The sequence below is a fragment of the Acinetobacter sp. YQ_14 genome, from assembly GCF_043102985.1.
Classification (GTDB): Bacteria; Pseudomonadota; Gammaproteobacteria; order Pseudomonadales; family Moraxellaceae; genus Acinetobacter; species Acinetobacter venetianus.
The window spans coordinates 1-25,502 of sequence record NZ_JBICJJ010000011.1 but is presented as its reverse complement, the minus strand read 5'-3'; the positions used below and the strand labels follow the sequence as shown (position 1 = coordinate 25,502).

General features: G+C 39.4%; 22 protein-coding genes and 1 pseudogene. 10 read left to right on the top strand and 13 right to left on the bottom strand.

The window, feature by feature from the left end; all coding sequences use genetic code 11:
* Positions 1 to 30: 30 nt before the first annotated feature.
* The 5 genes from astB to ACF8D3_RS05210 form a co-directional block, all read right to left on the bottom strand.
* On the bottom strand, positions 31 to 1,371 hold the full coding sequence (gene astB, locus ACF8D3_RS05230; RefSeq protein ID WP_392470552.1) for an N-succinylarginine dihydrolase: 1,341 nt from the start codon (positions 1,369 to 1,371) through the stop codon (positions 31 to 33).
* 18 nt (positions 1,372 to 1,389) lie between these two features.
* Entirely contained in the window at positions 1,390 to 2,859 is a 1,470-nt protein-coding gene (gene astD / locus ACF8D3_RS05225) for a succinylglutamate-semialdehyde dehydrogenase (protein WP_392470550.1), read from the bottom strand.
* Positions 2,859 to 3,902: an arginine N-succinyltransferase gene (gene astA / locus ACF8D3_RS05220; RefSeq protein ID WP_392470547.1), complete on the bottom strand. Its 1,044-nt coding sequence runs from the start codon at positions 3,900 to 3,902 to the stop codon at positions 2,859 to 2,861. The genes astD and astA overlap by 1 nt, the downstream gene beginning before the upstream one ends.
* Positions 3,903 to 3,923: 21 nt before the next feature.
* On the bottom strand, positions 3,924 to 5,129 hold the full coding sequence (locus tag ACF8D3_RS05215) for an aspartate aminotransferase family protein (protein WP_392470545.1): 1,206 nt from the start codon (positions 5,127 to 5,129) through the stop codon (positions 3,924 to 3,926).
* 75 nt (positions 5,130 to 5,204) lie between these two features.
* Positions 5,205 to 6,479, bottom strand: a complete 1,275-nt coding sequence (locus tag ACF8D3_RS05210) for a Glu/Leu/Phe/Val dehydrogenase (protein ID WP_026094104.1) — start codon at positions 6,477 to 6,479, stop codon at positions 5,205 to 5,207.
* Positions 6,480 to 6,700: 221 nt separating this feature from the next.
* Between ACF8D3_RS05210 and ACF8D3_RS05205 the strand changes: the two genes are divergently transcribed.
* A complete protein-coding gene (locus tag ACF8D3_RS05205; RefSeq protein ID WP_392470805.1) occupies positions 6,701 to 7,123 on the top strand; it encodes an Lrp/AsnC family transcriptional regulator in 423 nt (140 codons plus the stop codon).
* 82 nt (positions 7,124 to 7,205) lie between these two features.
* On the opposite strand, the gene ACF8D3_RS05200 is transcribed toward ACF8D3_RS05205, so the two are convergent.
* The 8 genes from ACF8D3_RS05200 to ACF8D3_RS05165 all read right to left on the bottom strand — a co-directional run bounded on the left by ACF8D3_RS05200 (position 7,206) and on the right by ACF8D3_RS05165 (position 17,687).
* Entirely contained in the window at positions 7,206 to 8,372 is a 1,167-nt protein-coding gene (locus ACF8D3_RS05200) for a hypothetical protein (protein ID WP_392470544.1), read from the bottom strand.
* 2 nt (positions 8,373 to 8,374) lie between these two features.
* Positions 8,375 to 9,700, bottom strand: coding sequence for a TolC family protein (locus ACF8D3_RS05195; RefSeq protein ID WP_392470542.1), 1,326 nt, complete (start codon positions 9,698 to 9,700; stop codon positions 8,375 to 8,377).
* Positions 9,697 to 11,283: a GH3 auxin-responsive promoter family protein gene (locus tag ACF8D3_RS05190; RefSeq protein ID WP_392470540.1), complete on the bottom strand. Its 1,587-nt coding sequence runs from the start codon at positions 11,281 to 11,283 to the stop codon at positions 9,697 to 9,699. The genes ACF8D3_RS05195 and ACF8D3_RS05190 overlap by 4 nt, the downstream gene beginning before the upstream one ends.
* On the bottom strand, positions 11,280 to 12,101 hold the full coding sequence (locus tag ACF8D3_RS05185) for a hypothetical protein (protein WP_007483169.1): 822 nt from the start codon (positions 12,099 to 12,101) through the stop codon (positions 11,280 to 11,282). The genes ACF8D3_RS05190 and ACF8D3_RS05185 overlap by 4 nt, the downstream gene beginning before the upstream one ends.
* Before the next feature lie 150 nt (positions 12,102 to 12,251).
* Positions 12,252 to 13,799: a DHA2 family efflux MFS transporter permease subunit gene (locus ACF8D3_RS05180; RefSeq protein ID WP_023013318.1), complete on the bottom strand. Its 1,548-nt coding sequence runs from the start codon at positions 13,797 to 13,799 to the stop codon at positions 12,252 to 12,254.
* A gap of 25 nt (positions 13,800 to 13,824) precedes the next feature.
* Complete coding sequence (locus ACF8D3_RS05175; RefSeq protein WP_392470539.1) at positions 13,825 to 14,886, bottom strand: HlyD family secretion protein; 1,062 nt, start codon at positions 14,884 to 14,886, stop codon at positions 13,825 to 13,827.
* Between the two features lie 587 nt (positions 14,887 to 15,473).
* The gene (locus tag ACF8D3_RS05170) at positions 15,474 to 16,544 is read right to left on the bottom strand and encodes an amidohydrolase family protein (protein WP_392470538.1); all 1,071 of its coding nucleotides are present in this window, start codon (positions 16,542 to 16,544) and stop codon (positions 15,474 to 15,476) included.
* 207 nt (positions 16,545 to 16,751) lie between these two features.
* Entirely contained in the window at positions 16,752 to 17,687 is a 936-nt protein-coding gene (locus ACF8D3_RS05165; RefSeq protein WP_007483160.1) for a LysR family transcriptional regulator, read from the bottom strand.
* 111 nt (positions 17,688 to 17,798) lie between these two features.
* Here ACF8D3_RS05165 and ACF8D3_RS05160 point away from each other — a divergent pair, with 111 nt between their 5' ends.
* From ACF8D3_RS05160 to ACF8D3_RS05120, 9 genes and pseudogenes are all read left to right on the top strand, one after another.
* Positions 17,799 to 18,914 carry a muconate/chloromuconate family cycloisomerase gene (locus ACF8D3_RS05160; protein ID WP_019384566.1) on the top strand — a complete coding sequence of 372 codons (1,116 nt, stop codon included), beginning with the start codon at positions 17,799 to 17,801 and terminating at the stop codon, positions 18,912 to 18,914.
* A gap of 10 nt (positions 18,915 to 18,924) precedes the next feature.
* Positions 18,925 to 19,215, top strand: a complete 291-nt coding sequence (gene catC, locus ACF8D3_RS05155) for a muconolactone Delta-isomerase (RefSeq protein WP_392470536.1) — start codon at positions 18,925 to 18,927, stop codon at positions 19,213 to 19,215.
* Positions 19,216 to 19,355: 140 nt separating this feature from the next.
* Positions 19,356 to 20,276 carry a catechol 1,2-dioxygenase gene (catA, locus tag ACF8D3_RS05150; protein ID WP_392470535.1) on the top strand — a complete coding sequence of 307 codons (921 nt, stop codon included), beginning with the start codon at positions 19,356 to 19,358 and terminating at the stop codon, positions 20,274 to 20,276.
* Positions 20,277 to 20,355: 79 nt separating this feature from the next.
* Complete coding sequence (gene benA, locus ACF8D3_RS05145) at positions 20,356 to 21,732, top strand: benzoate 1,2-dioxygenase large subunit (RefSeq protein ID WP_392470534.1); 1,377 nt, start codon at positions 20,356 to 20,358, stop codon at positions 21,730 to 21,732.
* Between the two features lie 11 nt (positions 21,733 to 21,743).
* Entirely contained in the window at positions 21,744 to 22,247 is a 504-nt protein-coding gene (benB, locus tag ACF8D3_RS05140; protein ID WP_061519844.1) for a benzoate 1,2-dioxygenase small subunit, read from the top strand.
* Positions 22,248 to 22,316: 69 nt separating this feature from the next.
* Positions 22,317 to 23,333, top strand: coding sequence for a benzoate 1,2-dioxygenase electron transfer component BenC (benC, locus tag ACF8D3_RS05135; protein ID WP_392470533.1), 1,017 nt, complete (start codon positions 22,317 to 22,319; stop codon positions 23,331 to 23,333).
* Between the two features lie 17 nt (positions 23,334 to 23,350).
* Positions 23,351 to 24,136: a 1,6-dihydroxycyclohexa-2,4-diene-1-carboxylate dehydrogenase gene (locus ACF8D3_RS05130; protein WP_392470531.1), complete on the top strand. Its 786-nt coding sequence runs from the start codon at positions 23,351 to 23,353 to the stop codon at positions 24,134 to 24,136.
* 41 nt (positions 24,137 to 24,177) lie between these two features.
* Positions 24,178 to 25,398 carry a benzoate/H(+) symporter BenE gene (benE, locus tag ACF8D3_RS05125; RefSeq protein WP_392470530.1) on the top strand — a complete coding sequence of 407 codons (1,221 nt, stop codon included), beginning with the start codon at positions 24,178 to 24,180 and terminating at the stop codon, positions 25,396 to 25,398.
* Between the two features lie 30 nt (positions 25,399 to 25,428).
* Positions 25,429 to 25,502 (top strand): annotated as a pseudogene (locus ACF8D3_RS05120) (3-oxoadipate CoA-transferase); the annotation flags it as partial.

Genomic DNA, 25,502 nt, shown 5'->3' with positions numbered 1-25,502 from the left:
CTTTCATCCTTAAAAGCAGTTGTTTAGTACTTATCTTTGGAAATGATAAACCGAACCTAAAGCTAAAATTTTGGTGAGTTCATCAAGTGCGGTACGGCTCTCAATGAGTAAGTTTGGATCAGCTAAATCATCTTGAGAAAGCTCATCACGATAATGTTGATCCACCCACTGATTTAAGGTTTTGAATAAATCATCATTCATAAATAAGTTTGGATTGACCGCAGTAAGTTCAGCGTCATTGACTGCAACACGTAAGCGTAAACAAGCAGGCCCACCACCATTTCGCATACTTTCACGCAGATCAAAAACCTTGATGTCATCAATTGGTGTCCCCATTTGAATCATATCGTTCAAATAGCTCCACACAGCTTGGTTTTGACGAGATTCTTCTGGAACAATGATGCTCATACCACCATCAGTACGCGTCAAAATTTGGCTATTGAATAAGTATGTTGAGACAGCATCTTCAACACTTACTCTGTTTTCTGGCACTTCGATTGAAATAAATTCTTGCTCAATGCCAGCCATTTTTTGACGAATTTCACTCAATGCATCAGCTTGATTTAAGAAAGCTTGCTGATGATGAAATAAAACTTGTTGATTGCTGACTGCAATCACATCGTTATGAAAAACGCCCTTATCAATCACATCAGGATTTTGCTGAATAAATGCTGTGCGCTTTGCATCTAAACGATGTAAACGTGCAACAGCTTCACTCGCTTCACGTGTTTGACGTGCAGGGAATTTCTGTGGCGCAACCTTGCCGCCAAGCTGTTGTTGACCGTAAACAAAAACTTGTACACCTGCTTGATCGTATGCACCACCTAAACGGTTATGGTTTGCTGCACCTTCATCACCAAACAGTGCTGCTTCAGGCAATGCTTCATGATGCGCGAAATATACATCATTATTGAACATCGCTTGAAGGATACGGGTTGTCGTATGATGCTCAATTGATCGATGGAACTTATTATTTAAGTTTGCGGCGGTAAAATGTACACGTCCATCCGCACTATCAGCTGATGGCGAAACCGTACATGAGTTTGCTGTCCACATAGATGACGCAGAACTGAGCGATGACAACAATGCTGGAGCAGTACGCATTGCTTGAGCGATCACATCAATATCACTGCCTGTAAAACCTAAACGACGTAATGTTGGTACATGTGGTCGTTCTTGCGGAGCAAATACCCCTTGTTTGAGTCCAAGATCAGCAAGTGCTTTCATTTTCATGAGGCCTTGTTTTGCTGCTAATCGTGGATTCGACGTGTTATTACGGTTTTTCGTTGAAGCAACATTACCAAAAGATAAGCCTGCATAATGATGCGTAGGGCCAACTAAACCATCAAAATTAATTTCATAACCTGACATTTTTTCTCTCCAACCGATTTACAGCACGATGCCTGGTGATAGTTTTGCAGGTAAGCTCACGCTATCACTTTCAAGTGAAGCCATTGGCCACGCACTATAATCAGCGGCATAAAATGCACTGGCACGATGATTACCCGACGCACCAACACCACCAAATGGTGCTGCACTTGATGCACCCGTGAGTGGCTTATTCCAGTTCACAATGCCTGCTCGAGCTTCAATCAGGACACGATCAAACAGATCTCGATCAGGTGAAACTAAACCAACTGCTAAACCAAAACGTGTGTTATTGGCAATGTTGAGTGCCTCATCAAAATCGTGGTAACGATAAATTGTGGTTAAAGGTCCAAAATATTCTTCGTCAGGAATATCCGTCATTTGGCTGACTTCTAAAATCCCTGCGGTCAGCAAAGAACTCTCCGCTTGAGGACGTGTCATTTCGAGTAAAGGTTTCGCGCCTAATTCAATCAATTTGCGTTGAGCAATTAGCATTTGTTCTGCTGCATGAGATGAAATCACCCCCCCCATAAATGGTTGCGGATCTGCATTCCATTTACCAATCACAAGGTTTTTAGCAACTTCTACAAAACGTTGAATGAAGGCATCACCATTGGCACCATGTTTTACGATAATGCGGCGTGCACAGGTACAACGCTGTCCTGCTGAGACAAATGCAGATTGGATTGCAATATTTACCACTGCATCAATATCAGTTGCTTCATCGATAATGAGTGCGTTATTTCCACCCATTTCTAAAGCAAGAATCTTCTCTGGTGCACCTGCCATTTGCTTATGTAAGTGATAACCCGTATTAGCACTGCCTGTGAAAAGTAAACCATCAATTTGCTCTGCTGTTGCCAGTGCTTCTCCAGTGCTACGGCCACCTTGAACGATGTTGAGTACGCCATTTGGCAGACCTGCTTGTTGCCATAATTTTGCCGTTTCTTCTGCAGTCCAAGGCGTTAATTCACTTGGTTTGAATACAATGGTATTACCAGCAATTAGTGCGGGTACGATATGACCATTGGGCAGATGACCTGGAAAATTATAAGGGCCAAATACAGCAAGCACACCATGAGGACGATGACGTAAAGAAGCAACTCCATCAGGCATTTCTGTTTTACTGAAGCCTGTCCGCTGATGATAAGCTCGAATTGAAATTGCGATTTTGCCAATCATCGCTTGAACTTCCGTTAAAGTTTCCCAGAACGGCTTTGAGGTTTCTTGGCTAATGACTTCTGCTAATTGACTTTTATTTTGCTCAAGTAATGCCACAAAACGCTCAATAATAGCGACACGATCTTCTAAATCTAAACGTGCCCATGCTGGAAATGCTTGGCGTGCAACTAAGCAAGCATGATCTACATCAGTTTTGCTCGCTTCATGACCTGACCAAATCGTTTGATTGGTCACAGGATTTGTTTTGGTAAACGCAGTACCTTGTCCTTGTACCCACGCACCATTGATTAATAATGCACCTTGTGACATTAGTGATTCTCCATTTTTTCTAATGCTAAAACTCGGACTTCATCGCCCTCAGCAACGTTAAGTGCTTGAGCTTGTTCTGCTGTCATCAACAAATTATCGTTATCTTGCAACTTGTTATTGATGAGCAGGACGCAATAATCTTGGTATTCATCATTTGCAACTAAGTATTGAACTTCTGCGCGTTCAATCTGTTCTGCAATGTTGACTTTCAACAGTCGACTTTCTTTCACTGCACGAAGATCGGCTGTGTTCGCTTCTAAGGTTGGACCTGCATCAAAAATATCGACATAGCCTTGATACTTCAGACCTTCTGACATCAGCACTTTCGCCGCAGGTTTTGTCTGAGGATGAACCTCTGCAATCACGGCCCTTGCTTCGTTGGGTAGCAAATCGACGTACAATGGAAATCTCGGCATTAATTCAGCAATAAATGCTTTTTGCCCTACGCCACTCAAGTAATCCGCAGCAGCAAAATCCATATTAAAAAAATGATTGCCTAGCGCATCCCAGAATGGCGAAAAGCCATTTGCGTCTGAGAATCCACGCATTTCTGCGATTAGTCTTTCTTCAAAATATCGACGAAAAGCGGCGATAAATAAAAAACGTACTTTAGACAGAAATTTTCCGTTTTGATTCACACGATATTCAGGATCGAGGAACAAGGTACATAGTTCGCTACAACCTGTATGATCATTACTTAGATATAACGTGTCTAAAGTTTTATAAACGTCCAATGCTTTTGACGCATGTACTTGTTTTGCAATTCGAAAATTATAGAAAGGCTCTCTTAAGCCAACTGCAACTTCGATTGCACTGACTCCAACAATTTTTTGAACCGCGGTATCTTCAAGTACAAATAAATAACTTGCATCTTCTTTCTCAGCAAGCCCAGCCAATGTATTGGTTGTACGTGTAATACGTTCGGCTAAAATTTCTTTGTTTTGTGGAAGAGAGGTCAAGCCGATGCCTGACTCTCCTGCTCTTTGCGCTAAACGATAAATATCATCTAAGTCCCGATGCGCGGCATGTCTAACAATCATCATGGTTAGATGCTCACAACAGATTTAGAAACGTGCTAATGCACGAGCAAAACGCGTTAAACCTTCATCAATATCCTTTTGTGGAATGATAAGTGAAGGCGTAAAACGAACAACATCACCACCTGCGACAAGTGCTAACAGCCCTTCCTCACCTGCTAATGTCACGATATTTTTTGCTTTACCTGTATGTTCATCTTTTAGTACGCAACCAATCAATAAACCTTGCCCACGGATTTCTTTAAATAAACCGTATTCAGCATTCAATTTATTTAATGCATCAACGAAATATTGGTGACGTTGCTTTACGCCATCCAAAACTTCAGGAGTATTAATAAACTCAAATACCGCACCCGCGACCGCACAAGCCAATGGATTACCGCCATAGGTTGTACCATGATCACCAACGACATACATGTTTGCGTATTTATCAGTAGTAATCATTGCACCGATAGGAAAACCACCACCAAGTGCTTTTGCTGTGGTTAAAATATCAGGGGTTACGCCTGTATTCATGTAGGCATAAAGTGAGCCTGTACGACCAACACCCGTTTGTACTTCATCAAAAATCAGTACAGCACCTTTTTCATCACACAGCGCACGTAGACCTTTTAAAAATTCGATATCAGCAGGTAGAACACCGCCTTCACCTTGGATTGGCTCTACGATAACCGCACAAGTTTCATCTGTAATGACAGCTTTTGCAGCTTCTAAATCATTGAATGCTGTATGCTCAATGCCACCTGGTAATGGTGCAAAATCTTGTGAATATTTAGGCTGTCCGCCAGCAGTTACTGTAAATAAAGTACGACCGTGGAATGCATTTTTAAATGCAACAATATGATTCTTGTGAGGATTGCCGCTGAGTAAGCCAACTTTACGCGCAAGTTTTAATGCTGCTTCGTTTGCTTCTGCACCTGAGTTACAGAAAAAGACTTTATCCGCGAACGTGTTTTCAACTAATTGTTTTGCAAGGCGTAACACTGGTTCATTGGTATAACCATTACCAATATGCCAAAGTTTTTGCGCTTGTTCTGTTAATGCATTTACTACAACAGGATGTGCATGACCTAAAGCGTTAACTGCAATTCCACCTGCAAAATCGATATATTCTTTATCGTCTTGATCCCAAATACGAGAACCTTCGCCACGAACTAAAATGAAATTTGCTGGAGCAAAAACTGGAACCATCCAATCATTAAAGTTGCTACGTGTAATTGCTACATCACTCATTTTATTTACTCACTTCCTGTTTTTGATATTCAGGCTTGCTGAATGTTCAACAAGCCATAGTTTGAAATTTGAAAATTAACCTGGGAAAATACCGCGTTCTTTACGTGCTTTTAAAATACGCTCACAAGCCAAGATGTAGGCTGCTGTACGCAAGCTGCATTCTTTCTGTGCTGCGGTATTCCAAACATCCGCAATGGCTTGGATCATCAACTTATCGAGACGTTCATTGATTTCGTCTTCGCTCCAGAAGTAGCTCGCCATATCTTGAACCCATTCAAAATAACTTACAGTCACACCACCAGCGTTACAGATCACGTCAGGTACAACCGTAATGTCACGGCTTACGAAAACATCATCAGCTTCTGGATAAGTTGGACCATTTGCACCTTCAAGTACGATTTTCGCTTTTAGGTTTTTCGCACGCTCAACTGTAATCTGACCTTCCAATGCTGCTGGGATGAGGATATCCATGTCGATCGTCCAGAACTCTTCGTCTGAAATAACCGTTGCATCTTCAAAGCCCATTACACCGCCGTGTTCAGCAACATATTTTTGTAATGCTTTAACGTTAAGACCTTCAGCATTAAAGATTGTGCCCGTATGGTCTTGCACAGCTACGATCTTTGCGCCAGCATGGTTAAATAGGTATGCAGCTTCATTACCAACGTTACCAAAACCTTGAACAGCAACTTTACTGCCCTCAACTGGTAATTTGATGCGTTCTGCAACTTGCATACCTGTCACAAATACACCGCGACCCGTAGCACGTACACGACCAAGTGAACCACCGAGATGAACAGGTTTACCAGTTACAACACCAGTTACGGTATGACCTTTGATGCTTGAATAAGTGTCCATCATCCAGCCCATGATGTTTGGATTTGTACCAACATCAGGTGCAGGAATATCAATTTGTGGGCCAATGATTGAACTGATTTCACTGGTGAAACGACGTGTCAAACGTTCTAATTCACGCGGCGAAAGTTCTTTAGGATTTACGCGAATACCACCTTTAGCACCGCCAAAAGGTAGATTCAGAACAGCAGTTTTAATCGTCATCCAAGCTGACAAAGCCATCACTTCATTGAGTTCAACATCTTGGTGATAGCGAATACCGCCTTTACCTGGACCACGTGATAGGTTGTGTTGAACACGGTATCCTTCAAAGTGGCGAATTGTTCCGTCGTCCATAACAATTGGTACATCGACGATCAATGTACGCTTTGGACTTTTTAAAGTATTAACAAAATTGCCTAGATCAGCATCTAAATATGGTGTCACTCGATCAATTTGAGTGAGATATGTTTGCCAAGCACCATTATTTTGAGCCGCATATGATAAAGACATCATCTATTCCTTAATTAATCAATTGTCCCTGTTTCTTATAGATTCCCTTTTCAGGGCTGCTATCTACCCCGCCATCCATAGGTACATTTCGCATCATTTACTTGAGTTAAAATGTTTGGGGCTTTGTATGGACACTATTATTAAGAATCAAAATGATTCACAAAATTCTTTATTATGATTAAAATGAATTAATTTTTATCAATTTGCTAATAGTAAGTATCAAAATGAACAATGTTGATCATATAATATTAGGATTACTCAAAGACAATGCACGGATGTCAATAACAGACTTGGCAGCAAAAGCTAAAGTGTCTCGAGCGACTGTCCAAAAGCGAATTGAGTATATGGAATCTACAGGGACTATCACGGGTTATACGGTACGTTTTCGTCCAAACACTGAGAAAAATATTATCCGCGCATGGATGAATATCATGGTTGAAGGCACAAAAGCTCAGGCCGTAATCCGCCAGCTCCGTCTTGAAACAGCGGTTGAGCGACTTCATACAACGAATGGTAAGTGGGATATTTTGGTCGAGTTACAGTCTGATAGTTTAGAAAATTTCGACAAGGCTCTTGAACGCATCCGCAATATTTCAGGGATTTATAATAGTGAAACCAGCATTTTACTTTCGACGTATAAAACTTAAAAAATTCATGTGATTTAATTGTTATGATTAAATTCCTCAGAGTTTTTGAGTTTGCTTTGAGGAATTTTATTTAACGTTCAAACTAAATTCGCCCAACTTCAAAGTATGGAATTAAATTTTGATCAAAATTAGGGCGAGGATCTCCTTCAAAACTAATAAATCCGTGCATTCCTGTTAAACGTTCACCTTTATAAAATTTGTTCAGTTGATGACGTGGATCTTTATGCGATAACGTGAAGCTAATTACTCCTACACCTAAAGCCTTAGATTTTTGATGTGCATCTTTCAGCATTTGATGATGTAAATGAAGTTTGTTGGGGTTACATAGCAAAGTATGTAAAACATGATATTTCAGAGAATCCCCTAGTTTTGGTAATGGCATCATCTTGGTCATTCGCGTAGACAAGTTATAAATCGGTCTAAAAAAACCGATCAGTGAACTGTAGTGCAAAATCTTGGTCTGTTTGACTGAGTGTTGATCCCATAAACCAAACATTCCAACTAATTTATCATTTTGAAAATAGAGTTGAAAATCTGACAATTTGATTCCTGAAAAATAGGTATGATCTTCTGCTAACTCATTGAAATTGTATGCTGGAATAAAATTATAGTAAGCTGACATTTCTGCAATAAAATTATTCATTTGCTGAATATGTTCGACTTGCGCAGTGCATGAGTGAAGTTGATTTGAAGCTTGTTCTCGGTTGTTCTTATTTAAAAATGAACTGACATTCTTTGTGTTGCCTAAATCGGTCAATGTCAGCGTTTCAATTAATCCTTCATCATAATAATCTGGCATACCTGTTTTTGAGGTTTGCATGGCAGCGCGTGCTGCATGATTATCATCGAAAATAATCATTTGACTGTAATTAGGTTCAAACATTGTTTGTCTAACATGTGCCCCTAATTTTTTTACTAGTGATTTGCCACGATAGTTAGGATCAACACGTAAATCACTGGCATAACGAAGGTTACTTATTTTTTGATTTACAAAACAAGGGCGATAACCATTGCTATAACAAGCCACTTTTTCCGATGTGGTGGTATCTTCAATTACAACATGCAATTTATTGCGGTACAAAATGTCAGATGCTTTGAAGTAACTGGGTTCACGCTGGAAACTAATTTGCACGCCTTTGGTGGTCATTGGAACTGCGATTAATGCACGCAATGCTGCATCATCAGCATGTGTGGCTTCTCTAGTAACAAGGTTACTCTCAATCTTTTCCACTGAATTATTATTGTTCATTTTTAATTTACCTGTTGGTTTGCATTTGGTACGAGATCATTCAATCGTCCCATTTGATCTAATAGCTGGTAAACAAAAACAATTTCATCTTGTTCATTGACTGTTTTTTGTGTTTGAACATCGAGTAGCTTTTGTTCCGTGTTCAATAGATCAAAAGTAGTTTTTGTACCTAAATCGAATTCTTTGCGGGTATATACAAATGCAATCGAAGCCGCATCAATTGCATTTTGAAGTGCGTCTTTATTTTGACGGATTGTTTGTAGTTGAGCGAAAGTTGTACGTGTACGTTGATTTAAATCCAATTCAAGAGTTTTAATTTTTTGCTCGGCAAGGTCTATATCTGCTCGCGCTTTTTTGATGTTTGCCCGATTTAGACCATCATCATATAGCGGAACATTCAGTTGTACGCCAACCATATAGTTATTACTTTCTGAACCGATATAACTTGCTTCATGTTGTTTACCTGCACGACTGGTAAGCATCACCGTTGGCCACAACTCTCGCTTTGTTAAGGCAAATTGTTTTTCAGCTGCCTGTTTTTCATATTTTGCTTGCATTAACGCGGGATGAGTTTTTGTTTGCGACAAGATTTCATCTAAATTATTCGAAATTTGAGGTAAATGTGAGATAGGTACTAATTGCTCAGCACTAAGTCCTGTGACTTGATAAAATTGTGCTTCGCTAATGGTCAAATTTGACTGAGCTTGAGTGACATCAGCCTGCCCTTGTGCAACTTGAGCCAAAACTTGCGCCAAATCTGCACGTGTAATCATGCCTACGTCAAAACGTCGTTGTGATTCGTACAACGAACGCTGTAAGTTAGACATGGTTTTCTTTCTAAGCTCTAAAATTGCTTTTTTCTTTAAAACATCGGTATATACCATCACAGTATTTAAAATGGTTTCTGATCGCTGATCGGATAGACCTTGGGAACGTGCAGAAAGCTGGTTTTTCGCAACATCGATTCCTAAACGATGTCGACCAGAAGTATAAACAGGATAGTCTAATTGCAACTGTAGACTTCTCCCTTTTCGATTACCCTCTGTTGGAAAGAACACATCGGAAGGCGTCTCTATTTTTTCGTAATCTAGTTGCCCCACTAAATTTACTTTCAGACCATCACGTTGCTTCGCTTGCTCAAGTGTTGCCACAGACTGACCAACATTTAAGCGACTTAACTCCAACTGACTTTCATGCCTTAAACTCGCAGATAAAGCATCATCTAGCGTCATCGCATGAATGGGAAAGCAAATACTGAAAGCACCTAAGCATAGAAAAGACCGATATTTTAAAACAAGCTTTCTGAACACATTGATCCCTTTTTTCATAGCTGTTCCAAACTATTCAAACTGACTTTCTTTAAAGGCTCTGGCTTTATGTTCCCTTCAATAATGCCATCAAACATGACTAGTTTTTTATAAGCATTCCAACCGTTATTTGCTTGTCTAATCTGAGGCTGATCAAGCTGTCCAAGGTTACGCGCAAGTTCATAATGAAAGTTTTCCCGTAACAACTCATCGATATATGAACTATCAATTGAGTGGTGAATGTCTCCCTCAAATAGCACACAATAAAAAGGTTTAACTTGTTGTTCTGTATCAATTGCCAGTAAAGAAATTGCTTTAGATTCTATCTGGTTAAGTTGAGATAACAGCTGTTGCGCAGTTTCAGGTGCTAACTTTTCACCAACCAGGTCTACACCAAAACGACGACCTTGGAACTCAAAACACGGAATTTGTTCTAAGAAATCTGTTACGCGTAGACAATCATCTAAGCAGTAACGAAGTAAACCATTGCCTGAGGTAATGATAGGACTGACAACATCTCCTTTTTTCAGCTTCCATGAAGGAATGATTTGCCCCTGTTTTTCACCTTCGAGATATTCAAACTCATAGAAATGACTTTGATAAGCAAGTGGATAGTATTGATCATAAGGAATTGTGACCACACCTTCAGTTGCCCATAAGCCCTTACCTTCAAACTGAACATGTGGCAAACGTTGTTGTAATTTATTTGCCCATGCTTTTGATCCAGCCGTATCCCAGCTAGAAACCAAACTTAATTTTGGCCAAAGCTTTTTGAAATCAATCTCATGTCCATTTGAACTGTTGATGAGACAATCTGCACTTTTTGGACAATGTGGCGCATCGATTTGCTTAAGAGAAAGCTGTCTTATTCCCCATGTTCCTCGTTGTAATACTTCGGCAACTTCCTGTTGCATCGCTTCTAAACGATCTAGTAATTGCAAAGCGAAGGTTGGACTCCAAACCGAAATCATGGCTAGATTACGATTGGCAACTAAATAACAAATAGTTGCAAATAGCGCATCATCAGCATTTGCTGCAAAGGCGATATTGCTGGGAACAGCTTGTGTAAATTTAGATAAAACACGTTTGCCTATACCCAATAACGCACTATCATCATTTAGATTTTTATCTTTCAGTACTTCCCTTTGACTCTCAGGTAACCATGAGACAGACCAATAATGCGTTCCAGACTGTAGCTCAGGACATTTACGATACAGACTAGCCAGCCAAGGTGCGATGGCATGATCAAGTTCATCTAAAAACTGCTTGGTGTATGGGATAAATTTGATTTGCTCGCTTGAGCCGCTGGTTGGCTGAAAGCGTACAAGTTTGCTACTGGAAAGTGCTAATTTCTGATCTCTATACAAATTGATTTCTTCTCTCCAAGCCGCATAACGCGTTGATGGAAAGGCTTGTACAAATTGCTCGTAATTTTGAACACCTTTACTGTTTGCTAAGCTTGATGTTGCTAAAATTGCACTTAGAATTTCTCTTTGAGTTACTTCCAAAGCAGAAAAACTCTTTTTAAATTTTCGATCAGAACTATCACACCATTGCTTTAAAATAATATGTGATCCAGATGTTAGCCAGTCGACATATTTCATTGTAAGACTCCTTGGCGATGTGCTTGTTGATTCACGATCGCTTCGTACTTACCTTTACTCACAGGTTTTCTCATCAGCTTTACTGGAAAACGAGCAAGATCTTTCCAGCCTAATCGTCCGATACAAGGGAGTTCTGTTCCAGTTACCCAGGTTGGATTCTTTTGCTCAAAGAAATGAATATTAGGATTTTTGACGCGCATTTCCTCTGTAATTGGAGCAACTTCCCCTTTCAATGGCTGGTAGTCATCACCAAAGTTCAATAAGCCAATTTCTTTGTCGTAATATTCCCCAAAGAAGTTCTCACAGTAATGTTCGATCACTGTAGACAAATGCTGGTTTTCATCTTTGATATTTGGGTAATAAACGTAGTAGTTATTTGCCAATAACAAATAGGTTTTATAGCCCTTAGAAATAAGTAACCAATACAACTCATTAAATGGATATTTCACTCGAAGCTTAATCATCAGTTTTAGCATTGAGCTTTGTAGTGTACGCGTTCCCCAATATGCTTTTAGAATGACAGTGTCACCACTAAATAAGACGGTATAGTCTTTTCCATTTAAATAAAAATGTTGTACAGCAACAGTAGAAAAACCAACGATTTCATCTGTTTCTGAGTTGAAAATTAAAATTGCTCCGCTTTTCTTTTTAAAATCATCCGCAAAAATTGAAAACTTTGTATTCTCATAATATTGCTCATAAATAGAATACATTGCTTTCAATCGATCAATATCGATTTGCTCCTTTTCAATATACTGACCATAAGTTGTTTCCTTACTATTGAATATTGAAATTAGCTTGTACGTTGTATTAATCATGACTCTAACCTCTAATTTTAGACATGAGTTAGCCTCTATCTCATATGAAATATTTAAAACTCATATAACCGTTATTTTTATAAAGGCAGTATTTGTATAATTACGCCTTTTTGATTTTTCATTTTTTGAAAATTACCCTCTAACTAAACGCTACATATCCATCTTTTTCCCCCTATCCATAAAGAATGTTAAGAATGCAGTAACGAACATAATGATTGAGAGCATGCGCAATAAATCATTAAAACTGGACGTTAATGCTTGATAATGAATATCTCGATAAATAATGCTGAGTGCGATCTGTTGAGCATTGGCCCCGATTTCTTGATACTGCGCTGTGAGCTGATCTAAACGTTCGATGAAAAGCCAATTCTGTGGTGTCATGTATTGATTTAATTGAGTCACGTGCAGAGCGGTTAACCAATCGAGTGATGAGTTAATCAGAGCTAATCCCACTGCACCGCCAATATTTCGCATGAGGTTATAAATACCGCTGGCATCCGCTACTTTACTCAGTGGTAAGGTGCTCATTGCAAGATGGGAAACAACGATCAAACAGATCATGAGTCCAATACCACGATAAATTTGTGGCCAAAACATAAAGTCATAATCGCTATGAATACTTAGGTGTGAGTTCAGCCAAACGCCAAATCCCGCTAGAATCATGCCGACAAAAACTGTTTTTCGGGTATCAAAATTTGGAATAAGCCAAGCCAAAAATGGCGCAAAGCAAAACATTACAACCCCAGTCACCATCATAATGTGACCGATCTGACTGCTATTCATTTCACGGACTTGCCCAAGGAAAACAGGGATCATATAACCCAATCCATAGAGTGCCATTCCGATCACAAAAGTGGTGATAGAACTCAAGGTAAAGTTTTTGTTTTTAAATACACTTAAATCGAGTAATGGCTTGGGTTGCGTAAAACTTCGAGAAAAGAAGATCAAACCACCAACAACGCAGATGATGAACGCATTTCGTACGCCTGAATCAGCAAACCAATCATGTCGTGCGCCTTCATCAAGGAAATACTCTAAACCGCCTAAGAACATCGCCATACCAATTAAGCTCAGCCAGTCCATTGTTCTAATCAGTGAGTAATTCGCACGATCAATACTTGGCCCTGAATATATGATGGTTGCAATGATGATTCCTGGCACAATGTTGATCAAAAACATCCAGTGCCATGAAAAGTTATTGGTAAGCCATCCACCAATCGTCGGGCCAATCGCAGGTCCAAGGGTGCTGATCATCCCAAATAACACCAAAGGCAAAGAGCGTTTAGCTTCAGGAAATAGAATATAAAGCGCGGTCATCGACGTTGGAATCATACCGCCGCCCATAAAACCTTGAATGGCACGAAAGACCAATAAGCTTTCTAAATTCCATGCCAACGCACAAAGTAATGAGCTGATGGTAAATCCGATCGCACATAAGGTGTAATAAACCCGTGTAGATAAGACGCGGCATACAATACTAGACATTGGAATAGCAATAATTTCAGCGACCAAATAGACCGTTTGTACCCACGTCACTTCATAGCGACTTGCACTCATTCCTGCTTGAACTTCATTTAAAGAACTGGCAACAATTTGGATATCTAAAATCGCCATGAAGTTGCCAAAGATCATTGCGATGAAGATGACCCAAGCTGTTTTTGGTGCAAACTTCCACTCACCGTCAAAATGCTTATCCATTATTTTCTACCTAGAATTTTTATTATTAGGTTTTTAAATCGACGGTTGCATTAACCGACATTCCAGGTTTTATAAGATCGATATGTGGACTTGAATCTATGGCAATTCGGACAGGGATTCGCTGGACAACTTTATTGAAGTTTCCTGTTGCATTATCAGGTGGCATCATTGAAAACGTTGCACCTGATGCTGGTGAAAAACTCTCAATCTTGCCTGTGTATGTGAGGCTCGGATAAGCATCAATTTTTAACTTAACTTTCTGCCCAATATGCATTTTTTCAATCTGGGTTTCTTTGAAGTTCGCTTCTACATACAAACTCCCCTCAGGAATGATTGCCATTAGACGTGTTTGAGGTGAAACTCGTGATCCTTTCTGAATTGCAAGGCTGCCTACTTTTCCAGATACTGGACTGATTACTTTAGAGGAATCTAAATCGATACGATAAAGATCTAATGTGGCATTTGCGCTTTGAATATCTGCTAATAACTGTGCTCTACCCGCCTGCAAACTTCCTAACTGAGCTTCAGCAGAATTTACAGTTGCTTGAGCTTTGGTTAGTTGTGCTTGAGCTGATAAGTATTGAGACTGAATATTGTCAAAATTCTGTCGTGTAATCACACCATCTTTAAGTAAATCTTGGTAACGAGCATAATCTTTCTTTAAGCGAGATAAGTCTGCTTGTGCAGCAATAACACCACTATTCGCTTCGCTAATTGTTGATTTAGCAGACCTTTCATTTTGTTGTTGAACATCAAGCGCTGCTTTTTTTAAGGTCACAACAGATTGTGCTTGATCATAACGAGCTTGATAATCACGATGGTCAAGTATCGCTAAGGCTTGACCTTTTTTTACCACTTGGTTGTCTTGAATGATTAAATCAACAACTTCGCCTGATATCTTAGGCATCACCCAAGTGACATCAGCCTGAACATAAGCATTATCAGTAGATTGGTAAAATCTGTATACGAAGAAATAATACAAAATACCAATCAAGAGAAATAATAACAGTGCAGCAAATACAGCCCACGTTATTTTCTTTCGACCTTGGAAATCTGTATCAGTTTCAAGCTGAGCCACGTTATCCATATTTTTTCCGCTTAATTGTAATGCACAGTTTTTTGTTTTGACCTAATAAGATTTAGGCTTTTATTTCACATAACTTTTCATCTTGTTTTATATGAATAAAAAGTTACAAAGTAATAATTGGCGTGGATTATCATTCCAGTTGAAATAAGTTGTCATTGACCATTTTTTTAACTTAGCTTTATTTTGTGTCAATTAAATTTCAATCATAAAAATAATTTAAAATAATTATATAACGCGTGCTTTTTTATAAACTTATCATTACTAGATAATGTATGGAAAACATAAATACTTATTAAAGTTAAACTTTTCTGAACAATGCATACATTTTTATTAGAAAATCTTTGCGTGCTTTATTACATATATGTTTTTATTTTGTAAAACATTTGTAATGAATAATACTATTTAAATAGGTTTTAAATCAACTTTTTAATATGCATATAATTAGTTTTTTCAGATGAAATATATTCACTTATTTAATGAAAGCTGCTCATCTTATAATAAGGTTTATTGAGAATTCCGACAAAATACAGTTCTGTAAATAGACTAATATTATTTATTCATAATCTATATTTTGTCGAAGTGATGAGTTATATATCGATACGATAGAAGATTTTTGCATTGTCTCTAAAAATTTCTTGCAGTGCCTGTATGCCATAAGGCTGAAGCATTTGAGTATATGCGCTGATTAGATCGCCTAGTTTTGCATTTGGCTTATCCATTGGAAAATTTGAAGCATATAAAATTCTATTTGTTCCAAAACAATCTACGGCATGATGAATGAGTGGTGACAATAAATGCACTAATTCATTCACAGAAGCTGTTCTATTTGCCTGATAAAAGCAGTGCCCTAATACAGGCATCATAAGACCTGAAATTTTTGTATGCACATTTTTCTGTTGCGCTAATTCAGAAATATCTGATTTCCATTGCTCAAAAATCTTTCTTCTTTCTACTTCAGTTCGCCCAGTGCGTTTCCCTACTTTTCCAAACATGCCAACTGGTGTTGCTAAGTGATCAAGCATAATCGGGGTATCAGGAAATTGTTTAGCTAAATGCGCGACATCTTTAATTTGATTTGAATAAACCCAAGCATCAAAAGATAAGTTCATCGAGGCTAAACTTTCGAAACCCTTTAAAAATTTTTTTGAGCGATAAAGCTCTGCTTTATCAGTCCAACGATGCACACCTGAATCAGAATGCCACGCTGCCATTTTTCGTATTCCGCGAAATACTGGACTAGCATCGACATGAGCTTTCAATATGTCTTTAAATTTTTTGTGTCTTGGATCAGCAGTGCCGATGATTGCACCTAATTTTATACCTTGTTCTTCAAAAGGTAGCTGGTTGATCCAATCAGTTTCCTCTACAACGCCAAAACCTTTTTGATGATGCCAACTCGCTTCGATATGAACGACACTTTCAACCTTATAAACATCATTATCTGCTTTAAAATCATGAGGTAAGTAAGGTGTTAAGGCATACTTTGTGATACCTAATGTATCTATTAAATCTTTAGGTTTAACAATCCTAACGATCTTATCCATAAGGTACGGAGAACGACCAAACGCTTTTACTAATAAAGCAGCAGAATGTGGCGTGTGGTAAGGATCCCATTGATGAATATGCGGATCAATGATTGGAAAATTGAGTCTTTGCATCGTTATTCTCTTAATTTAAAAATCCATTTTTCAAATTTTATATCTTGCAAATTTGATTGTTTGAAAAAGCTTACTGAAGTGCTTCATATTTACAAAATGATTTATAGTAATTGTTGGCTATGAAGTTTATTCATGCGTGAAAGCTATATCGCCAAACAAATCAAAAGTAATCAATTGTTTGGCGATAGATGTTTAGATGCTCAAGCTTTAGTCTTCTGCTTGCCCCCATTGAAAAGGTGCTTTTTTATATTCAATACCTTCCAAATCATAAACTTGGAAAACAGCATCGTATATTGCCTGTACATCCTCACTATTATCCATTGCTCTAGCTGTGATGAATATGGGACTAACAGCGCCACTATCTAAGATAGGAATATAGACCAAATGTGGAAAACGGATTGTATCTGCGCTTGCAGGAATCACGCAAAGCCCTTCACCTGCTGCAACTAAACCTAAAGCAAGCTGTATTTCTCTAAGCTCACGAATATTTTGTGGAGATAGACTATGTTCAGCGAAGATATTTAAAAGTTGACTCGAAAAATTTGGTTTAGGCGTATTCGGATAAACAAATAATTTTTCATCTACCAGATCAGCCAAATGAACACCTTCAACACGTTGGGCAATTGGATGACTAGAATGCGCAGCAACAACTAATCTTTCCTTTCGTAATAAGACACGCTTTACGGCAGGATCACTGATTCTGAGTCGACCAAAACCAACATCAATCCGCCCTTCTTTTAAAGCTTGGATTTGCTCGGTTGTACTCAGCTCAATGAGTTGAATATTTAAATTTGGGTTTTGCTGTCTATATAAATAAATAATCCGAGGCAATAAACCAAACAATAATGATCCGACAAATCCAATCGTCAAGGTTCGTTCAATGAGACCAATCCGCTTGGTCATACTTTTGACTTCTTCCGCATTAGACAAAAGTTTGAGGGCATGTTGATAGAGAAACTGCCCTGCTGTCGTAGTTTGTAGTGGCCGACTCCCTCTTTCGAAAAGTTGCACACCGAGTTCATTTTCAAGGTTTTGAATTTGTCTACTCAATGGTGGCTGAGCAATGAACAGCCTTTCAGCCGCTTTGGTAAAGCTTTGTTCTTCCACCACTGCGACAAAATAACGTAGATATCTGAGTTCCATTCTTTATCTCCATACCTAATAGGTATAAAAAAATACATATTCAGTCTTAGACACAGTTTAATTATTCTTTTAAGGTATAGGAAGGACATAAAGAACCAGTGATGGTGTGAAATGTATAAATCTGTCGAAACCATATTAGTTGATATTCCAACGATTCGTCCACACAAGCTTTCAGTAACAACAATGCAAACTCAAACATTAGTTTTGGTCAAAGTTACTACTGAAAATGGCGTGGTGGGTTGGGGTGAAGCCACAACAATTGGTGGGTTGAACTATGGTGAAGAAAGCCCTGAAAGTGTTAAGGCGAATATAGAGACCTATTTCGCTCCATTATTACTTTCAATCAAACAACCGTTGAATTTTGCTCAAACTTTTAAGTTGATCCGTAAAAGTATCAATGGTAACCGATTTGCAAAATGTGCCATTCAAACCGCGCTCTTGGATATTCAAGCAAAGCTATTAAATCTTCCTTTAAGTGAAGTTTTAGGTGGTCGTTTACGTGATCGTTTACCCGTGCTTTGGACCTTGGCTTCTGGCGATACAGATAAAGATATTGCTGAAGCTAAGAAAATGATTGAGCTAAAACGCCACAATATTTTCAAGTTAAAAATCGGTTCAAATCCGCTTCAACATGATGTTGATCACGTCATTGCGATTAAAAAAGCATTGGGTGCGGACATTAGTATTCGTGTCGATGTAAATCGTGCGTGGTCTGAGCTTGAATGCATTAGTGGTATTCAACAACTGCAAGATGGTGGGATTGATCTCATTGAGCAACCTTGTGCGATTGAACAAACCGAAGTTTTGACGCGTTTAACACAACGTTTTGATGTTGCAATTATGGCTGATGAAGCATTAACAGGTCCTGATAGTGCATATCGTCTAGCACATCAACATGCAGCTGATGTTTTTGCAGTAAAAGTTGAACAATCAGGCGGTCTGATTGAGGCGTGTGAAGTCGCAAAAATTGCCAAACTTGCAGGGATTGACCTCTATGGCGGCACGATGCTTGAAGGGCCTATCGGAACGATCGCATCTGCCCATGCTTTTAGCACTTTTGAAAGCCTTGCGTTTGGAACAGAGTTGTTTGGTCCTTTGCTACTCACTGAAGAAATCTTAAAAACACCTTTGCAATATGAAAATTTTGAATTGGTTGTACCGCAAGCAGCTGGCTTAGGTATTGAGATTGATGAAGACAAAATTGAGCAATTGCGACGCAAAGCATAAGGAGAAAAACATGTTATTTCAGGTTCGCATGGATGTACATATTCCACTCGATATGCCAGTTGAACAAGTTAATGAAATTAAAGCTGTAGAAAAGGCGTATTCACAAGATTTACAGCGTCAAGGCAAGTGGCGTCATATTTGGCGTATCACGGGTCAGTATTCAAATATCAGTATTTTTGATGTCGAAAGCAACGAAGAACTGCACAACATTTTGCAAGGTTTACCACTGTATCCGTACATGAGTATTGAAGTAATGGCGATGAATCGTCATCCCTCATCTATTCGTGAAGATGACAGTTGAGCAAATGAATTTAATCACTCTGAAGCATAGTGAAATGTTCTCAGAATTTAGCTGAAACAAGGAATGTGGCAACGCAATAAAGCAAGCAAGAGTTCGTTTACCCGCCACAAACGCTATAAGCATACTTAAGGAGAAATAGTATGAATCGTCAAGAAATCGATGCGCTAGTTAAACAAATGAATGTTGATACTGCGACTGGTGAAGTTGATCAACGTGTTCAAAGTATTGTTGTTCGTTTATTAGGTGATTTGTTCCAAGCGATTGAAGACTTGGATATCCAACCATCAGAAGTATGGAAAGGTCTTGAATATTTTACTGATGCTGGTCAAGCCAATGAATTAGGCTTACTCGCAGCAGGTTTAGGTTTAGAGCATTATTTAGATTTACGTGCTGATGAAGCCGATGCTAAAGCAGGTATTACGGGTGGCACACCTCGTACGATTGAAGGCCCACTCTATGTTGCTGGTGCACCTGAATCAGTAGGTTTTGCACGTATGGATGATGGCTCTGAATCAGACAAAATTGATACTTTAATTATTGAAGGTAAAGTCACTGATACTGATGGCAATATCATTGAAGGCGCAAAAGTTGAAGTGTGGCATGCCAATAGTTTAGGTAACTACTCTTTCTTTGATAAATCTCAATCTGATTTCAACTTACGCCGTACCATTTTAGCTGATGCTGCAGGTAAATATGTTGCACTGACAACCATGCCTGTTGGTTATGGCTGCCCACCAGAGGGTACGACCCAATTTGTACTCAATAAATTAGGTCGTCATGGCAATCGCCCATCTCATGTTCATTATTTCGTTTCTGCACCTGGCTTCCGTAAATTGACAACACAATTCAACATCGAAGGTGATCAATATTTATGGGATGACTTCGCTTTCGCTACGCGTGATGGTTTGGTTGCGACAGCTGTAGATGTGTCTGATCAAGCTGAAATGCAACGTCATGGTTTAGATAAACCATTCAAACACATCACTTTCAATATTGAACTTTTGAAAGAAGTTGATGCAGCACCTTCTACTGAAGTAGATCGTCGTCGCGCTAGCGCATAACTCAGCCTATTTGGAACTGAGTTAGCGCCTGAAAAGTGTTAGCTCAGGACTTCCACCCTTGGAAAGTCGGAGAACGGACATGCCACGAATTCCTGTAATTAATACTAGCCATCTTGATCGTATCGATGAGTTATTAGTCGACAATGAAGATACAGGTGAATACAAACTTCATCGCTCTGTATTTACTGATCAAGCATTGTTTGATTTAGAGATGAAATACATCTTTGAAGGTAACTGGGTCTATTTGGCACACGAAAGCCAAATCCCTAGAAATAATGATTTTTACACCAACTATATCGGTCGCCAACCAATCATTATTGCGCGTAACCGTAATGGTGAATTAAATGCCATGATTAATGCATGTTCACATCGTGGAGCGCAACTTTGCCGTCATAAACGCGGTAATAAAGCAACGTACACATGCCCTTTCCATGGTTGGACATTTAACAATTCAGGTAAGTTACTTAAAGTAAAAGATCCAAGTGATGCCGGATACTCAGATTGTTTTAACCAAGATGGTTCACACGATTTAAAGAAAGTTGCAAAGTTTGAAAACTATAAAGGTTTCTTATTTGGCAGCTTAAATCCAGATGTACCTTCATTGGAAGAATTCTTAGGTGAAACTACAAAAATCATCGACATGATCGTTGGTCAGTCAGAACAAGGCTTAGAAGTTCTACGTGGTTCATCAAGTTATACATACGAAGGTAATTGGAAACTCACAGCTGAAAATGGTGCTGATGGCTACCATGTATCAGCGGTTCACTGGAATTATGCTGCGACCACTCAACATCGTAAAGAAGCTGAAGCTGGCGATAATATCCGTGCGATGAGTGCAGGATCATGGGGTAAACAAGGTGGCGGTTCATATGGTTTTGAACATGGTCACATGCTGCTTTGGACACAATGGGCAAATCCTGAAGATCGTCCAAACTTCCCGAAATCAGAAGAATATACCGAAAAATTCGGTGCGGCGATGTCTAAATGGATGATCGAGCGCTCACGTAACCTTTGCTTATATCCAAACGTATATTTGATGGATCAATTTGGTTCTCAAATTCGGGTATTGCGTCCTCTAGGTGTTAATAGAACTGAAGTCACGATTTACTGCATCGCGCCTGTTGGCGAATCTGCTGAAGCGCGTGCTCGTCGTATTCGTCAATATGAAGATTTCTTCAATGCCTCTGGTATGGCAACCCCAGACGACTTAGAAGAATTTCGTGCTTGCCAAGCAGGTTATGCTGGCCTTGAACTGGAATGGAACGATATGTGTCGTGGTTCTAAGCACTGGATTCATGGTCCTGATGATGCCGCAAATGAAATTGGTTTAAAACCGAAATTAAGTGGTGTGAAAACTGAGGATGAAGGTTTGTATCTTTCTCAGCATCAATACTGGCTGACCTCTATGAAACATGCGATTGCTACCGAAAAACAATTGGCAGCCAATCAGGGTTAGGAAGAAACAGTATGAATAACATGACAGAAAAAGCGACTTTGGAAAATATTGCTCAATTTCTCTATCGCGAGGCGCGTTTCCTAGATGATGAGCAATGGGATGATTGGTTAAATTGTTATGCGCCAGAGGCTTCTTTTTGGATGCCAGCTTGGGATGACGACGACAGACTGACCGAAGATCCTCAGTCTGAAATTTCTTTAATTTATTACCCTGATCGTCAAGGCTTGGAAGATCGAGTATTTCGTATCAAAACCGAACGTTCATCAGCAACCATGCCTGATACACGGACGAGCCACAACATCGCAAATATCGAGGTTGTGGAACAGGACGGTGAAAAGGTCACTGTACGCTTTAATTGGAACACTTTGAGTTTCCGCTACAAAACCAACTATAGCTATTTTGGGATGTCTCGTTATGTCATTGATTTCTCAAAAGAGCAACCAAAAATCCTCAGCAAATATGTGGTGTTAAAGAACGATTATATCAACCAAGTAATTGATATTTATCATCTCTAACCAGCCGCCCAGCCAAAAGGACTTTTGGTTGGGTTAGCCAGATCAAAATTTTTAAATAGGATGATTGCCATGTCTAACCATAATTTAGCACTTCAATTTGAAGATGGCGTAACGCGATTCATTACAGTCGCACAAGATGAAACTTTATCTGATGCCGCTTACCGCCAGAAGATTAATATTCCTTTGGATTGCCGAGATGGTGCATGTGGTACATGTCGAGCATTCTGTGAATCTGGTAGCTATGACATGCCAGAAGAAACTTATATTGAAGATGCTTTAACTCCTGAAGAAGCTGAGCAAGGCTATATTCTCGCCTGTCAGTGTCGCCCAACCTCAGATGCTGTATTTCAAATTCAAGCGTCTTCTGATGTATGTAAAACAGAAATTCATAGCTTCCAAGGTACGCTATCACGCGTAGAAAACCTTTCGGACTCAACCATTACCTTCGATATTCAACTTGATGAAGGCCAGCCAGATATTCACTTTTTGGCAGGCCAGTATGTCAATGTAGGTATTCCTAATACGACGGAAACCCGCTCTTATTCTTTTAGTTCTAAACCTGGAAATCGCTTAACAGGCTTCGTCGTTCGTAATGTTCCAAATGGACAGATGAGCGAGTTCCTTAGTAAAAATGCGAAAGCAGGTGACAAGATGAGTTTTACTGGTCCATTTGGTAGTTTTTATCTACGTAATGTGACCCGTCCAGTCTTAATGCTTGCTGGTGGTACAGGTATTGCGCCATTTATGTCGATGTTACAAATCCTTGAAGAAAAAGCTTTTGAATACCCTATTCGTCTGGTTTTTGGTGTAACCAATGATTTTGATTTGGTAGCAATTGAAAAGTTAGAAGAATTGCAAAATAAGTATTCTTGGTTTGAATATCGAACTGTCGTTGCAAACCCAGATAGCCAACATGAACGTAAAGGTTATGTGACAGGTCATATTGAAAATGACTGGTTGAATAATGGTGATGTCGATATTTACTTATGCGGCCCAGTACCAATGGTTGAAGCTGTTCGCGGTTGGTTGGATCACCAAGGTATTAAACCTGCCAATTTCCTATTTGAAAAATTCTCAGCGAATTAATTGAATTGGAGATGAGCATGATTTTTCACGATAGATTCAAAGACAAAATCGTCATAGTTACAGGTGCAGCACAAGGGATTGGTCGTGGTGTTGCACTTCGAGTTGCCGCTGAAAATGGGCAGGTGATCTTGGCTGATCGTTCTGAGTTGGTCGATGAGGTTGCCAATGAAATTATTCATGCAGGTGGTACAGCAATCACAGTCAAAACAGACTTGGAAAGTTATGCAGGTGCACAAACAGTTGTAAATGCCGCGATTGAACATTTTGGTCGTGTTGATGTGCTGATTAATAATGTCGGTGGTGCAATTTGGATGAAACCCTATGATGCCTTTAGTGAGGATGAAATCATTAAAGAAATCAATCGATCATTGTTCCCAACTTTATGGTGTTGTCGTGCTGTTTTGCCTGAAATGTTGAAACAAAAAAGCGGTGTCATCGTCAATGTTTCTTCTATTGCGACGCGTGGTATCAATCGAATTCCTTATTCTGCTGCAAAAGGTGGTGTGAATGCTCTTACAGCCTCCCTCGCCTTTGAACATGCTAAAGATGGGATTCGCGTTAATGCAATTGCGACAGGTGGTACAGATGCACCGCCAAGAAAAGTTCCTCGAAATGCCAATCCTCTAACTGATGATGAAAAAATCTGGATGCAACAAGTCGTAGAGCAAACTAAGGACAGAAGTTTGATGGGGCGTTATGGCACGATTGATGAACAAGTCAATGCGATTGTATTTCTTGCATCGGATGAGTCGTCATATATGACTGGCAGTGTGATTGCCGTAGGCGGTGGAGATCAAGGTTGATCTCCAAAATATGAAGACAAGGTATCTAGCACGGAGGCAATATGATGACCCTGTTAAAAACACTGAAAGATGATTGGTCAATATCGGCAACAGTTGCTGGATTTCTAGCAGTTTTGATTTCCTATTCTGGTCCATTGATCATTTTTTTTCAGGCTGCGCAGAAAGCCAATGTCTCGACTTCTATGATGATTTCATGGATTTGGGGAATTTCAATAGGTGCTGCTGTTGCTGGAATTTATCTTTCAATTCGATATAGAACGCCCGTTATCACAGCATGGTCGGCTCCGGGGACTGCTCTACTTGTCGCGTTATTTCCTCACATTACTTTGAATGAAGTTGTTGCGGCTTATATAACCTCCGCAATCGTGATTTTCATCGTGGGTGCTACAGGTTATTTCGATAAATTATTAAAGTGGATTCCTCAAGGAATCGCAGCTGGCATGATGGCAGGAATCCTATTTCAGTTTGGTTTAGGATTATTTGTTGCGACAGATACCATGCCTTTGATCGTATTTAGTATGTTGATTTGCTATTTATTAGCAAAACGATACTCGCCGCGTTACACCATGCTTTGGGTATTGTTATGTGGTGTTTCACTCAGTTTATTTTTGGGAAAAATGAATCCCGTAGCAATGCATTTTAGTTTTGCTGCTCCACAGCTCATTCTGCCTGAATGGACTTGGCTCTCTACATTTAATTTGGCTTTACCTTTAATCATTGTGAGTCTTACAGGGCAATTTTTACCGGGTATGGCCATTATGAAATTAAGTGGTTATGACACCCCTGCTAAACCGATTATCACAGTATCAAGTATTGCTTCACTTGCAGTTGCTTGTGTGGGTGGCATCACAATTGTTTTAGCAGCAATTACCGCTGCTTTATGTATGGGTAAAGATGCCCATGAACTGAAAGAAAAACGTTATATCGCAGGTGTTGCCAACGGTATTTTCTATATTTTAGGTGGCTTATTTGCAGGCAGTATTGTCATGTTATTTAGTTTGCTTCCTAAAGAACTGATTGCGGCTTTGGCTGGCCTTGCATTGCTTGGTGCAATTGGTACAAATGTCATGATTGCCATGCAAGATGAACAACAACGCGACGCTGCATTAATTACTTTTTTAGCAACGGTTTCAGGTATGCATTTTCTCGGACTGAGTTCAGTTTTCTGGGGAATTTGCATCGGTGTAATTGCCCAACTTCTCCTGAATAAACCAGAAAAAATAACCTCTCCTGCTCAGCCGTCCTCATCCCAAACAGGATGAGTAGACCAAATTTTTTAGGATGGAATTATTATGATTGATAAATCCCAAACTTCACTCGTTGAAGCACTCTCCCAAATCCAAGATGGCTCAACCATCATGATAGG